This window comes from Halalkalicoccus sp. CGA53 (genome assembly GCF_036429475.1).
Classification (GTDB): Archaea; Halobacteriota; Halobacteria; order Halobacteriales; family Halalkalicoccaceae; genus Natronorarus; species Natronorarus salvus.
The window spans coordinates 1,418,768-1,431,559 of record NZ_CP144125.1 but is presented as its reverse complement, the minus strand read 5'-3'; the positions used below and the strand labels follow the sequence as shown (position 1 = coordinate 1,431,559).

The 12,792-nt window shown below is 70.3% G+C and carries 14 protein-coding genes and 1 pseudogene; 6 read left to right on the top strand and 9 right to left on the bottom strand.

Going from position 1 to position 12,792, the window contains the following annotated elements:
* Positions 1-108 precede the first annotated feature (108 nt).
* Positions 109-462, top strand: coding sequence for a rhodanese-like domain-containing protein (locus V2L32_RS08765; protein WP_331236111.1), 354 nt, complete (start codon positions 109-111; stop codon positions 460-462).
* A gap of 101 nt (positions 463-563) precedes the next feature.
* Here V2L32_RS08765 and yciH read toward each other — a convergent pair whose 3' ends face one another.
* The 6 genes and pseudogenes from yciH to V2L32_RS08740 form a co-directional block, all read right to left on the bottom strand.
* The gene (gene yciH / locus V2L32_RS08760; protein ID WP_331236110.1) at positions 564-857 is read right to left on the bottom strand and encodes a stress response translation initiation inhibitor YciH; all 294 of its coding nucleotides are present in this window, start codon (positions 855-857) and stop codon (positions 564-566) included.
* Positions 858-905: 48 nt separating this feature from the next.
* Positions 906-1,205: a DUF4129 domain-containing protein gene (locus V2L32_RS21115; RefSeq protein ID WP_409348432.1), complete on the bottom strand. Its 300-nt coding sequence runs from the start codon at positions 1,203-1,205 to the stop codon at positions 906-908.
* A 429-nt stretch (positions 1,206-1,634) separates the two neighbouring features.
* Positions 1,635-3,146: pseudogene (locus V2L32_RS08755) on the bottom strand (transglutaminase family protein); the annotation flags it as partial.
* The gene (locus V2L32_RS08750) at positions 3,143-4,150 is read right to left on the bottom strand and encodes a DUF58 domain-containing protein (RefSeq protein WP_331236108.1); all 1,008 of its coding nucleotides are present in this window, start codon (positions 4,148-4,150) and stop codon (positions 3,143-3,145) included. The pseudogene V2L32_RS08755 and the gene V2L32_RS08750, both read right to left, overlap by 4 nt.
* Complete coding sequence (locus V2L32_RS08745; RefSeq protein ID WP_331236107.1) at positions 4,147-5,139, bottom strand: AAA family ATPase; 993 nt, start codon at positions 5,137-5,139, stop codon at positions 4,147-4,149. Before V2L32_RS08745 ends, V2L32_RS08750 begins: the two co-directional genes overlap by 4 nt.
* A 148-nt stretch (positions 5,140-5,287) precedes the next feature.
* Positions 5,288-5,515 carry a DUF7573 domain-containing protein gene (locus V2L32_RS08740; RefSeq protein ID WP_331236106.1) on the bottom strand — a complete coding sequence of 76 codons (228 nt, stop codon included), beginning with the start codon at positions 5,513-5,515 and terminating at the stop codon, positions 5,288-5,290.
* 77 nt (positions 5,516-5,592) lie between these two features.
* Here V2L32_RS08740 and V2L32_RS08735 point away from each other — a divergent pair, with 77 nt between their 5' ends.
* Positions 5,593-5,817, top strand: a complete 225-nt coding sequence (locus V2L32_RS08735; protein ID WP_331236105.1) for a hypothetical protein — start codon at positions 5,593-5,595, stop codon at positions 5,815-5,817.
* 59 nt (positions 5,818-5,876) lie between these two features.
* Here V2L32_RS08735 and V2L32_RS08730 read toward each other — a convergent pair whose 3' ends face one another.
* The 3 genes from V2L32_RS08730 to V2L32_RS08720 are packed head-to-tail and all read right to left on the bottom strand — an operon-like array spanning position 5,877 to position 8,141.
* Positions 5,877-6,845 (bottom strand): 5,10-methylenetetrahydromethanopterin reductase, encoded by a 969-nt coding sequence (locus V2L32_RS08730; protein ID WP_331236104.1) that lies wholly within the window; start codon positions 6,843-6,845, stop codon positions 5,877-5,879.
* Entirely contained in the window at positions 6,842-7,615 is a 774-nt protein-coding gene (locus V2L32_RS08725; protein ID WP_331236103.1) for a coenzyme F420-0:L-glutamate ligase, read from the bottom strand. The genes V2L32_RS08730 and V2L32_RS08725 overlap by 4 nt, the downstream gene beginning before the upstream one ends.
* A gap of 43 nt (positions 7,616-7,658) precedes the next feature.
* Positions 7,659-8,141 carry a metallophosphoesterase family protein gene (locus V2L32_RS08720; protein ID WP_331236102.1) on the bottom strand — a complete coding sequence of 161 codons (483 nt, stop codon included), beginning with the start codon at positions 8,139-8,141 and terminating at the stop codon, positions 7,659-7,661.
* 76 nt (positions 8,142-8,217) lie between these two features.
* Between V2L32_RS08720 and V2L32_RS08715 the strand changes: the two genes are divergently transcribed.
* The 4 genes from V2L32_RS08715 to V2L32_RS08700 all read left to right on the top strand — a co-directional run bounded on the left by V2L32_RS08715 (position 8,218) and on the right by V2L32_RS08700 (position 12,723).
* Entirely contained in the window at positions 8,218-9,351 is a 1,134-nt protein-coding gene (locus V2L32_RS08715; RefSeq protein ID WP_331236101.1) for a translation initiation factor eIF-2B, read from the top strand.
* Positions 9,352-9,598: 247 nt separating this feature from the next.
* A complete protein-coding gene (locus V2L32_RS08710; protein WP_331236100.1) occupies positions 9,599-10,294 on the top strand; it encodes a hypothetical protein in 696 nt (231 codons plus the stop codon).
* Position 10,295: 1 nt separating this feature from the next.
* Positions 10,296-10,613 carry a hypothetical protein gene (locus V2L32_RS08705; RefSeq protein WP_331236099.1) on the top strand — a complete coding sequence of 106 codons (318 nt, stop codon included), beginning with the start codon at positions 10,296-10,298 and terminating at the stop codon, positions 10,611-10,613.
* A gap of 1 nt (position 10,614) precedes the next feature.
* On the top strand, positions 10,615-12,723 hold the full coding sequence (locus V2L32_RS08700) for a type B DNA-directed DNA polymerase (RefSeq protein WP_331236098.1): 2,109 nt from the start codon (positions 10,615-10,617) through the stop codon (positions 12,721-12,723).
* The last annotated feature ends 69 nt before the right edge of the window (positions 12,724-12,792 follow it).

The window sequence follows — 12,792 nt, the reverse complement described above, 5'->3', positions numbered from 1 at the left end:
TCACCGGTGTCGTTCGATTCGCAGTCGAGGAACGACGAGTTTCTACGACGATCCCTACGAGTAGCGGCGACCCGGCTCCTTATATCGCGTCCCCGAGTAGCCGTTCGTATGAGCGACGGCGAGATCACCGCCGAGGAACTGAACGAGCTGATCGAGGCGGGTGAGGACGTGCGGATCGTCGACATCAGATCCCCCGGAGCGTTCTCGCGCGGACACATCCCGGGGAGCGAGAACGTGCCGTTCGCGGAGCTCACGGGACGGGTGGACGATCTGGCCGACGCCGACCGCGTCGTGACCGTCTGTCCCCACGGGAAGGCGAGCGTGCAGGCCGCCCGACTCGTCGACTCCTACGAGGGCTTTTCGGGACGGGTGGACTCGCTCTCGCCCGGGATCGAGGGCTGGCCCTACGACCTCGATACCGACGGCGAGACCGAGTACGACGAGGCCGACACCCCGTTCTGAGACCGGTCGGCGCGAGGGTCGGCGGCTCACCGGTCCGGATCACCCGCGGGCCGGGCGACCGTACCCGTCGCTCGACGGGCGAGAAACGAAAAGTGGCGAGTTCAGGCGACCGAGTATCCTTTCTCTTCTAAGAACGGTTCGACACGACCCCTGTGGTTGCCCTGAAGCTCGATCGAGCCGTCCTCGACGGTTCCCCCGCAGGCGAACTTCGACTTCAGGTCAGAGGAGAGGCTGTCAAGGTCGACGTCGCGTGGGTCGAGCCCCTCGATGATCGTTACCTCCTTTCCGTACCTTCGCTCGTCGATGCGGATGTTGACCTCCTGGGACTCCTTGGCGACGTCCTCGCAGACGCAGAGTTCCTGGGGCAATCCACACGTCGAGCAGACTTCCGACATTACACTCGGAGCTACGAAACCTGCCTATTAAATACTGTCGGGGGCCGCTCAGCGGAGGCGTCCGAGGATCGGCGTCCGCTCCCTGATCATCGCGTCGACCAGCGAGACCGCCTCCTCCGCTTCCTCCTCTCCCACCCCGTCGCCGTAGTGTGCTCGCTCGTAGAGCTCGCCGACGCGCGTCGCCCGGTCGTCGAGGCCGACCAGCGAGAGCGTCCTCAGATACGATCGGACCGACTCGCCGGCCCGCCGCGAACGGTACTCCCGCGAGAGGACGGCCTCGAGCCGAGCGTAGGCCCGTTCGACCGTCCCCTCGGGGGTGGCCGAGCGGCGCTGCCAGCGGACCCCGATCGCGTGACGGGTGCGGCCGATCGCACCGCTCCGGTGGACGCCCGCGGCCAGCCCCGCGACGACCGCGAGGCCGACGCCGAACAGTTCGGGCGTCACCACCGGCTCCTCCTCTTCCTCCTCGGGGAGGTCGACCGGGCCGCCGAGCTCGCCGATGTCGACGTCGCCCTCCTGGTACCGATCGACGCTCTCCCCGTTCGCCCCGGAGTCGGGCGTGAGGACGTCCTCGACGGGCTGGCCGTCCGTCTCGGCTCCCGTCTCGACAGCCGTCTCGTTCGTCTCCGACGCCTCGTCGTCCGTCTCGGGCGTCCACTCCTCGCCGCCGCTCTCGTCGGTGTCGACCCGGATGTCGGTGTCGGCGTCCGCCCTGGCGTCGTCGACGAACGAGTCGTGGACCCGCTCCCGGTCGGAGGGTGGCGTCGGCTCGAACTCGACCCAGCCCGTCCCGGGGAAGTAGACCTCGACCCAGGCGTGGGCGTCCGAGCCGCGGACGACCCACCGGTCCTCGTCGACGCGCTCGCCCTCCGAGTAGCCGACGACGAACCTGGCTGGTATATCCTGACTCCGGAGCATCGTCACCATCGCGGTGGCGAAGTACGTACAGTAGGCCTCGTCCATCTCGAAGAGGAACTGGTCGGTGACGTCGCCCTCCGGCGGGGGGACGTCGAGCGAGTACTCCCACTCCTCTCGGAGGTGGCTCTCGACGATCGTCGCCGTCTCGTACGGCGTCTCGGCCTCGGCGGTGAGCTCGTCGGTGTACTCGCCGACCCGATCCGGCGTGCTGTCGGGGATCTGCGTGTAGCGCTCTTCGATCCCGTCGGGGTACTCGGTACCGGAGACGTCGAGCGCCTCGGGCTCGACCGCGAGGCGCTCGCTCGTGACCGCGTAGGAGTCGTTCGCGGCGAGCGGCTCCGAAGGGGAGAGCCCGCCCTCCTCCGAGACCGTGAGCTCGTCGACGCCGTCGAGGTCGACCGGCTGCCAGACGGCGGGCATCGCCCGCGCCTCCGTCTCGATCCTGACCCGCTGGTCGACCGTCTCGCTCTCGCCCTCCGGACCGTCGAGCGTCCCGTCGTAGGCGTTCGCTTCGCCCGTCTGCACCCAGCCGTCGCCGGTGTAGCGGTCGTAGGCGTCGGTCCGCCAGTACGCCGGCTGCTCGCTCTCGACCGTGAAGCGGACCTCCGGCGAGAGCTCGACGCTGCCGGAGATCGAGAGCTCCTCGTCGGCATCCACGGTGTCGCCCTCGAGCGAGGAGGGCGAGCTCTCAGGGAGGATCGGCTGGGCCGCCCCGCCGGGCACCGCGCTGAACGCGAGCGTCGCGACGATCATGACCGAGCAGGCGAACACGACGGCGTCACCCCGACCGATCGACGCCCCTCGGGTCGACAGTTCGCCGAAGCCGACCGTGGCGAACAGCGCGACGACGCCGACGACGGCGACGAGCAGGCTCGCGTCCCCGGTGAGCACGAGCACCGAGAGCGCGAGGCCGCCGACGGCCGCGCCGGGCGCGTAGTAGCCTCGCAGGACGAGATACCACGAGAGGAACACCGGTGCGGGAACGAACGCGAGCACCCAGACGTCGACGCCGACCATCTGGTAGATCGAGAGCCCGGTGAGCAGCGCGAGCGAGTCCGCGGCGAGCTCGCCGATCGAGAGGAGGAAGGCGACCCCCTCGGGGACCGACGAGAGGTAGTAGAGGTTGCCGGCGGCGAACGCGACGACCCCGAAGAACGCGGCGGTCTTCAGCCCGATCAGCCGGGCGGCGAGCGTCGCGACGACGAACGAGGCGAGCGTGACCGCGAGCAGCTCGTGAGAGCTCCCGACGACGTCCGCGACGCCGTAGAGCACGACGAGGTACGACCCGGTGAGGACGAGCGCGGCGAACCGGGCGACCGACCCGGGCGAGACGAGGCCAGCGGAGCGATCCGCGGTCCGCGTCCCGCTCATCGCACTCCCCCGTCGGCGATCGCCCTCCCGTCCGTCTCGCCCGCGAGCCGGTCGAAGCCGGTCGACGCGCCCTCCACTGAGACGACGATCCCGTCCGACTCCGCGCGCACGAGCACGTCGGCTCCCTCCCTCACGGCCGGCGGGACCGACCGTGCCTCGGTCCGTGCGAGGATGTCGAGGACCGCACGTCGGTGTCGGGCACCGAGGCCCTCCTCGACCGAGCCGTCACCGACGGCGAGGCTCGCACTCGTCCCCGCCGAGAGCAGGTAGTCGACGACGCTCGCCGCCGCGCTCGCGACCCCGTCGGGGTTCTGTACTCCCTCGGCGACGACGTGGATCCCGCCCGGATCGGTCTCGTCGACGAACTGCTTGACGACGAACTCGTCGGACGGCCGCTTCGCGCTCGTCTTCCAGTGGACGTCGCGCAGCGAGTCGCCGCGTTCGTACATCCGGAGGCGATCGAACTCCTGGCGGCGCTCGGCCCGTTCGGCCTCGGGGAAGACGCTCAGGTCGTACCGGCCGGGGCCCTCCAGGTCGTGGATCCTCGGGTAGATCACTACCTCCGTCGCGGTGGTGTAGCCGAACGACCGGGAGACGAGGCCGAACGGGTCGGTGACGGTGAGCGTGAGCGGTCCGAGGCGGTACGCTCCCCGGGAACGGAGTTCGACCTCGGTCTCGAGCGCCCCGGCGTCGAGCGTCGTCTCGAAGCGGGTCCGTTTCGGCGAGAGCCCCTCGGCGAACTCCTCCTCGACGGTGACAAGCGCGGCCGAGTCGCTCTCGATCGTCGTCTCGATCGTGCGACGCTCGCCGGGGAATCCCGGTTCGGGCGAGGGTCGCTCGACGCCGGGCCGGTCGATCCGGGAGACCGAGAGTGCGGCGAACGCGAGCGCGATCAGCGCGGGGGCGACCAGCGCGTTCAGCGAGCGCGCGCCGAACAGCGACGCCATCGCGAAGCCGGCGACGGCGACGAGCGCGACGGTCCAGCCGCGTCGCGTGACCTTCATGGGACCGGGACCGTCTCGAGCGCCCGGTCGACGAGCGATCCCTCGGCAGTCTCGTCGGTGACGATCCGATGTCCCATCACCGTCGGCGCCTCCCACTGGACGTCGTCCGGGGTGACGTACTCGCGACCCGAGAACAGCGCACGGCCCTGTGCCGCGCGGAGCAGCGCGAGCGTTCCCCGGGGGCTCACCCCGAGCGTCGCGTGTTCGCGCGTGTAGGAGGCCAGTCGCGTCGCGTAGACCCGCACCGGCTCCTTCACCGTCACCGCGGCGACGCTCTCTCTGGCGCGTCTGATCTCGTCGACCCCGGCGACGGGTTCGAGCGTCTCGATCGGGTGTGCCCCGACGACCCGATCGAGCACCTCGATCTCGTCTCGCTCCTCGGGGTAGCCGAGGTGGATCTTCTTCATGAACCGGTCGAGTTCGGCGATCGGGAGCTCGTAGGTGCGAGACGGCTCGACCGCGTTCTGCGTCGCGATGACGGTGAACGGACGGGGCAGGGGGTGGGTGGTGCCGTCGACGGTCACCTGCGTCTCCTCCATCGCTTCGAGGAGAGCTGACTGCGCCTTCGGCGGCGCGCGGTTGATCTCGTCGCCGAGGACGACGTTCGCGAACACCGGTCCCTCGTTGAACTCGAACTCGCGGGTCCGCTGGTTGAAGACGTTCGCGCCGGTGATGTCCGAGGGCAGCAGGTCGGGGGTGAACTGCACCCGCCGGAACGAGCAGTCGATCGACCGGGCGATCGAGCGGGCGAGCATCGTCTTCCCTACCCCGGGGACGTCCTCGATGAGGACGTGGCCACGGCCGAGCAGCGCGATCAGCACGTCCTCGATCGCGTCGCGCTGGCCGACGATCACGCGTTCGACGTTCTCGACGACCCGCTCCGCGAGCGCGCTCGCCTCCGAGAACGAGAGCGGCTCGGGTCGCTGTGCGACCAGCGGCTCCTCCGAGCGTCTCGCGGACGACGACTGTGAGGGGTTCGAATCCGTCATGAGGGCATACACCACGTCACCCGGTCACACACCACGAGGCCCGGGACGTTGTACCGTGGTAGCGCCCGGAGAACCGTAACGTTACTGTTTCGTAACCGTTCCCCGTCGCCGCCTCGGAGAGCCGATCACGGATCCACGGAGCGGCCCGCTACCACTCCACGCAGGCTGGACAGACGAACCCCCCGTCGCCCGCCCAGTGTTCGCGCCCCGACTCGCCACACCGGACGCACTCGCGAGGCTCCGTCGAGAACCGGTAGGTGACGCGCACCGAGGGCGGGTCCTCGTCCCCCGTCCCGTTCGAGGATTCCTCGTCGCGCGACGAGGAATCCTCGACCCCCGACGCCTCCGCGAACGCGTCGAGCGTCGACTCCTCCATACGTGGCGGAGACCGGCGGCGGACAAAGGCCTGCCGAAGACGGTAGGGACAAGTAGGGGCCGTTCCAGATGTCGAGTATGGTCAACCCCTTCACGGACACGGTGGAGATGATGGGTTACTTCTTCGAGGTCGCGACGGGCGACCCGGTCAACGCCGTCTTCAACGTGCTGATGATGCTCGTCGGGAACCTCATCCTGGCTGGCGCGATCGTCGTCTTCTTCGGTCTGGCCGCCGGCGGCGTCGTGAGCGCCCTCCTCCCCGAACAGGTCGGTCGCGCCCCGCCGCAGGAACGCGGCGAGTGATCCGACGGAGGGACCGGGGAGTGATCGCCCCCTGTGGCGGGGGTGCGAGACGACCCCCTTCATCGGGAGAGCGCGTCACCGGTGAGCGAGATCGCCTCCTCCAGATCCGGTCCCAGTGGCGATCCCACCACGATCCCGTCAGACGTCTCGAGAATCGCGTCGAACCGGCTCTCCACCTCCGCCGGCGTCCCGGCGACGCAGAACGCCTCGATCATCGGTCCCGTAACGAGGGAGAACGCCTCCGAGAACGACCCCGCCGAGAGGCGCTCGCCGATCTCCTCGGCGCGCTCGGCGTCGATACCGTGGCGATCCAGCACCGGGGGAGCGGCCCCGCTCGCGATGAACGCCACCGGCGGCCGGGCGGCCTCGACCGCCGCCTCCCGCTCGGCTGCGACGCTCGTGCTCGCGAAGACCGTGAAGTCGAACGACCCACGTTCGTCGGGCCGCTCCTCTAGACCCCGTTCGACCTGTCCCGCCGCCCAGGCGACGTCCTCGGGATGGGCACCGTTGTAGAGGACGCCGTCGGCGTGTTTCGCGCTCATCCTGAGCATATGCGGACCCTGCGCCCCGACGTAGATCGGGATATCGCCCACCTCGAAGTTGAGCGCCGCACTCTCGGCGGAGAACGTCCCGTCGTGGTCGACCCGTTCGCCGGAGAAGAGGTCCGCAGCCACGTTGAACGCCTCCAGCACTCGCCGGAGCGGGCGCTCCTGCTCGACGCCGAGCGACGAGAGCGTCGAACGGTCCCCGGGCCCGATCCCGAAGACCGCGCGGCCGCCGCTCGTCTCGGAGAGCGTGGCGACCCGCGAGGCGAGCGAGACGGGATGGACCTCGTAGGGGTTCGCGACGCCCGGACCCAGTCGGATCGTCTCCGTCTCGCGGGCGATCCGGGAGAGCGCGACGAACGGGTCGCGGTTGTTGTAGTGACAGCTCGCGAGCGCGGCCTCGAAGCTGGCCGCCTCCGCCGCGGTGCCCAACTCGGCCATCCGCTCGACCGGGTGCTCGGGCGTGAGCTCGACCCCGATCACCCTTCCGCACCCCCCTCGTCGTAGGACCAGCCACGCAGCGCCTGGCGGACGAAGTCGGTCTCCACGGCTCGAAAGTGCTCGTCGCTGCCCCCGAGATCGCCGAACTCGAAGCCCCGGACGACGACCGCCGGCGTCCCGCCCGCCCCTTCACCGGTCACGAGGTTCGCCGCCGCCGCCAGTTCGTCGATCACGTTCTCGACCGTCACCCCGAGCTCTCTCCCCTCTCGATCCGCCTCGCCGCGCCAGTCCCGACTCGCGGGCATCCCCGTCCAGCCGAGGGCGACCCCGCGCTGGCCGTGGCGAAAGGGCCGGCCGCAGGTGTCCGTGACGATCACCGGGTTCCCGTACTCGAGACCGTCGCGGATCCGCGACGCGCTCTCGGTGGGTCGTCTCGGGAGCAACAGCAGGTCCGCCCCACCGGTGTTCGAGCGGTCGATCCCGGCGTTCACACAGACGTGGCCGAAGCGCGTCTCCGTGAGCAGGAACGGCGCCTCCATCAGCAGTTCGACGCTCTCTTCCAGCACTGCCTGTGCGAACCGCGGGTCCTTCTCCTCGTCGTGGATTCCGGACAAGCGATCCGCGATCTCCCGGGCGCGCGGTCCCGCCGGGAACGCCGAGAGCGAGGCGCTCCGACCCTCGGCCTTCGAGACGACCGTGCTCGCGACGCAGAGGACGTCGTCCGGGTCGAGGTCGATCCGGTCCCCGATCAGGGCCCCGAGGTCGTCGCCCTCGCGGACCTCCGGCAGGTCGGGAACGGCGATGAGGTGCATACCCGACCTGGGCGTGCGCGGGTGAAAAGGCCGCCGACACCGGCTATCGCTCGCGCTCCCTTCGCGTCACCGTGACCGACTCACCGTCGACCTCGACGAGGAGTACGCTCTGTCGTCGCGCCGGCATGGCACCGCTCGCGCTCCCCGGGTTCAGGAGCCTGATCCCGTCGACGCGATCGTCGTGGATGGCGTGGGTGTGCCCCGAGACGCCGACGGTCGTCCCCTCGGCGTTCGCCGCGGCGGTCTCGGCGACCCGATCCCGGTAGGAGTGTGTCGGCCCGTCGCCGTGGGTGACGACGAAGCGGACCTCCTCGACGTCGAGCGTGGCGACCCGGGGCAGGCCGAGCGACGGTGGGTCGGTGTTACCCCTGACCGCGGTGAGGTCGGTCGCTCGCTCGTCGATCCGGTCGTACGCCTCCGGCGAGTCGAAGTCCCCGGCGTGGATCACGTGGTCGACCTCGGGGAGCAGGTCGTCCACCCACGGCGGGAGTCGGGCCGCCCGCGAGGGGACGTGTGTGTCGCTCATGAGGAGCACCCGTTTCATGCTCGGCGATTCGTGACGGCCCCTCAAAGTCATGCCGACCGCGTGCGTTCGTCTCTCAATGGCCGACACCGTCCACCCCGTGATCCGTCACCGGAGCGAGCTGCTCCTCCGCGACGGTTCGATCCCGACGGCGACCGGCGAGGACCTCGAATCGGCGATCGGCGACGCGCTCTCGGAGCTCGGTCTCGCGGACGCCTGCGAACTCGTCCGGGTCGGCGACCCGATCGTGGGTGGCCGGCCGTGTCTGTTCGACTGCACCACGAGAACCGACGGCGAGTGGGTCTCTCCGGCCGATCTCGATCCGGAGGGATGGGCGGTCTACGAGGTCGTCGGTCCCACGGTCGAGACGGTCCGTGACGACCGGAGCCACGGCGCGGCGTACGTCTCGGTTCGCGCGCTCGAGGTGCTCCGCGACCGGGCGGTCGCCGCAGGGAGAGGAAACGGGGGGGACGAGGGGTGGGGCGACCTCGTCTCGGTCGCAGAGCGCCTGCTCGACGCCCGACCGACGATGGCCGTCGTCGAGAACCGTATCGACCGCGCGATGGCGGCCGCGAGCGAGGGACAGACGTCGGGAGCGCTCCTCCGTGCGGCGACCGAGGAACTCGATCGGGCGTGGGACGCGGACCGACGCGCCGCCCGCGAGGCCGCCGCGCTCCTCGGGGACCGGGTGCTCACCCTCTCGCGGTCGGGCACGGTGTTCGAGGCGATCCGGAAGGCGAGCGTGGAGAGCGCGGTCGTCCTCGAATCCCGACCGGGGAACGAGGGCGTCGGCGTCGCGGAACGCCTCGCGAGCGAGGGCCTCGACGTGACGCTCACCTTCGACGGGCGGGTCGCGGGCGTTCTCGGGGACGCCGACACCGTGCTCGTCGGGGCCGATTCGGTGCTCGCCGACGGCACGGTCGTGAACAAGGTCGGCACCCACACCGCGGCCGTCGTCGCGGAACGGTACGACGTGCCGGTCTACGCGGTCGCCGCGACCGACAAGGTCCGGGTGGGGCCGGTCGATCTGGAGGAAGGCAACCGATCGGCGCTCTACGAGGGGAGTGCGGCCCTGACGGTCCTCGCGGAGATCTTCGAGGAGGTGCCTCCGGAGCTGTTCGTCGGGGTCGTCACCGAGGAGGGCGTCCTCGACGAGCGCGCGATCGAACGGGTCGCGGAGGAACACAAGCGACGGGCCCAGTGGCGTCGGTGATCCCGGTTTCCGCGGGATCGCGAATCAGTTCCGGTCGGACCCCGTTCCAGATCCGGAATCGCGTTCGTCCAGGAGTTCGAACGGAAATGGGAACAGTGTCGGTTCTGCCGCGCTGATCGACGCGATCGTCAACGATCCACTATCGACGGCGGCTGTATTTACGTCCCTTACTGGAGAAGACGTGTCCACTTTCACCGTGCGGACGGCGACGACTTATCTCACCGATCGAGTATATGTGAGCCGAGAGATGGCGACGACCACCACAGGCCACGACCGTCACGGGCTCCCGGCGCTCGATCCGGGGCTCGCGCTCCTGCGGCTGCCGCGTCCGCGCTCGCCCGCGCTCCCGGCGCTCGTGGCCGACCGACTGCGGCGGCGACCGGGCTCGGCGTTCTGGATCGACGCGCGGAACCACGCCGCGACGTACGCGCTCTACGGGGCGGCCCCCGCCGAGCGCACGCTGGACAGCCTCCGGATCGCACGGGCGTTCACCGCCTACCAGCACCACTCGCTGGTCCGACGGCTTCCGGGCCTGGTAACCGGCCGGACCTCGTTGGTGGTCGCCCCCGCGGTGACCGCGCTCTACCGCGACCCGGACCTCGACGCCGACCGGGCCGAGCACCTCCTCGACGCGACGCTCGCGGTGCTCTCGAATCTCGCGTCGGCCGTCGACGTCCCCGTCCTGGTGACGACGACGGCCGAAGACCCCGCCGCCGACAGCCTGGCCGTCGCCGCCGATACCGAGCTCGCCTGCCGGGAGACGCCGTTCGGCTTCGCGTTCTCGGGGGAGTCGTTCGAGACGACCTGCTACTGGGACGGCGGCTACTGGCAGACGACGATCCCGTACTGGGTGGCGCTGTTCGGTGCGGTCGATACGGGTACCGAGATCGGTGTCGGACCGCTCGACCCGGTCGACGCCCCCCTCGGGTGGGTGGAGGGGTGAGATGGGCCGGACGAACCCCACCTACCGGGAGTTCCTCCGGCGGTACCGGGAGCGGTGTGCGCCCTACCGGCGGGGGCTCAGGCGAGGGTGGCAGGCCGACTTCGATCGACTGTTCGAGCGAGCCGAGCGCCACGCCGCGGCGGCCGGCCAGCTGAACGCGACCGATCCGGAGCCAGTGGTCCTGCTATCGATGCTGCTCTCGCACGAACGCGAACTCCGTCAGCTCCGGGAGGCGGTCGACGCGGTCGGGGACGGTGGAGACAAGGAGAGCGTCGGGGCGGACGGGGGCGACGAGCGGGTGGGAGGGCGTCCGGAGTGAGATGCCGTTCGCGTTCGACTTCCTCGAGGACGCGGTCGTCGAGTGGCGCCGCGAGGGGGGGAAGGTCCGGAGCCGACGGGTCGAGGGCTACCGCCCGAGGATCTACGTCGCGGGCGAGGAGCGTCGTCTCGAGACGCTACGCGAACGACTGGCGGACGAGCGGCTCGTCGTCGGGATCGGGTTCGAGTCGTGGCAGACCGAATTCGGATCGCCCGAACCGGAGCGCGTCCTCCGGGTGACCGTCGAGAGTCACGACGCCCCACGGACGCTCGCGACGCGGATCCTCCGGGAGCGGGAGATCGGTCGAGAGCCGCCGGGGACCTACCGACTGTTCAACGTCGACCTCGCCCCGGGGTTTCGCTACTGCGTCGAGACGGGCACCGACCCGACGCCCGGGGAGCCACTGGAGGGGCTCTCGATCCGGATCGGCGAGCGGGCGCTGGCCGACGAGGAGCTCGCGGGGCTCGTCCTCGACGGCGAACCCGTCGAGGGCGACGAGGACGCCGTGCTCGGTACAGTAGTCCGCCGGCTCGAACGGGTCGACCCGGACGTGCTAGTGCTGAGCGACGGCGGACTGATCCCGCTGTTGTCGAAGCGCGCGCTCGCGGCCGGGGTCGACCTCCCGCTGGGTCGGGGGCCGGGCTGGCGGAAGCTGGCCGGCGCGAACACGTTCGAGAGTTATGGAACCGTGGGCCACTCGCCGGCGCGCTACGACGTCCCCGGCCGAGCGATCGTCGACACCTCGAACAGCTTCCTCTGGGCGGAGTCGCGTCTCGACGGACTCCTCTACCTCGTTCGCCGGTCGTGGCGGCCGCTCCAGGAGGCCGCCTGGGGCTCGATCGGGACGATCCTCACGTCGATCCAGGTCAGAAAGGCGCTCGACAGGGGCGTGCTCGTCCCGTGGCAGAAGTGGCGGCCGGAGGCGTTCAAGGACGTCCGCACGCTGCACGCGGCCGACCGCGGGGGGTTCACGTTCGACCCGGAGGTGGGTCTCCACGAGGGGGTCGTCGAGATCGACTTCGCCTCGCTCTACCCGCGGATCATCCGCGAGTACAACGTCAGCCCCGACACCGTGCTCTGTGCGTGTCACGAGGGACGGGAGGACGTCCCCGAACTCGGGTACAACGTCTGTGACGAGCCGGGCTTCCTCCCCGACGTCCTGGGGCCGCTGCTCGACGACCGCGCCCGGTACAAACGGCGGCTCGCGGAGACCGACGACGAGGAGGAGGCCGCCGCGCTCCGGGCGAAATCCGGGGCGATCAAGTGGATCCTGGTGAGCTGTTTCGGCTACCAGGGCTACCGGAACGCGAAGTTCGGCCGGATCGAGTGTCACGAGGCGATCAACGCGATCGCGCGGGACCTCCTGCTGCGCTCGAAGGAGGTCCTCGAGGCGAACGGGTGGCGGGTCGTCCACGGGATCGTCGACAGCCTCTGGGTGCGGCCGGACCCCGATCGGGAGACGGCGGCGCTCGGACCGGTCGCCGAGCGGATTTCCCGCGATACGGGGATCGCGCTCGAGGTCGAAGCCGAGTACGACTGGGTCTGTTTCGTCCCGCGACGGGGATCGAACGCGGGGGCGCTGATGCGCTACTTCGGGAGGGTCGCGGACGAGGACCGCTACACGTACAGGGGGATCGAGTGTCGTCAGCGGAGTACGCCCGAGTACGTCGCCGACGCCCAGCGGGAGCTGGTCCGGGTCCTCGACGAACACCGCGACCCGGCCGCGGTCTGCGACCGCGCGGGACGCTACGTGAGGGAACTCGAGCGCGGGGCGGTACCGGTCGAGGAACTGGTGATCCGGAAGCGGGTCTCGAAGCGGCCCGAAGAGTACACCCGCGAGACTCGGACGGTGAGCGCGCTCCGTCGGTACGACCGCCACGGGATGGCGCGAGCGCCCGGCCAGTCGGTGGCGTTCGTCGTCGTCGACGACGGGGCGAGCGCGCGAGAGCGCGTGCGCCTCCCGTTCGAGGCGGCGGGATACGATCCCGCGTTCTACCGGCGAGAACTCCTCCGGGCGACCGAGAGCGTCGTCTCGCCGCTCGGCTGGCGTCTGGACGATATCGAGCACCACCTCCGGGGCGAGCGGGACGCCTCGCTCCTCTCGTACTGAGCTCCGCGACGCGTGGTTTTTGGGTACCGGCCTCCAATCGGGAGCCGGTGGCGATGACGAGGCGTTACC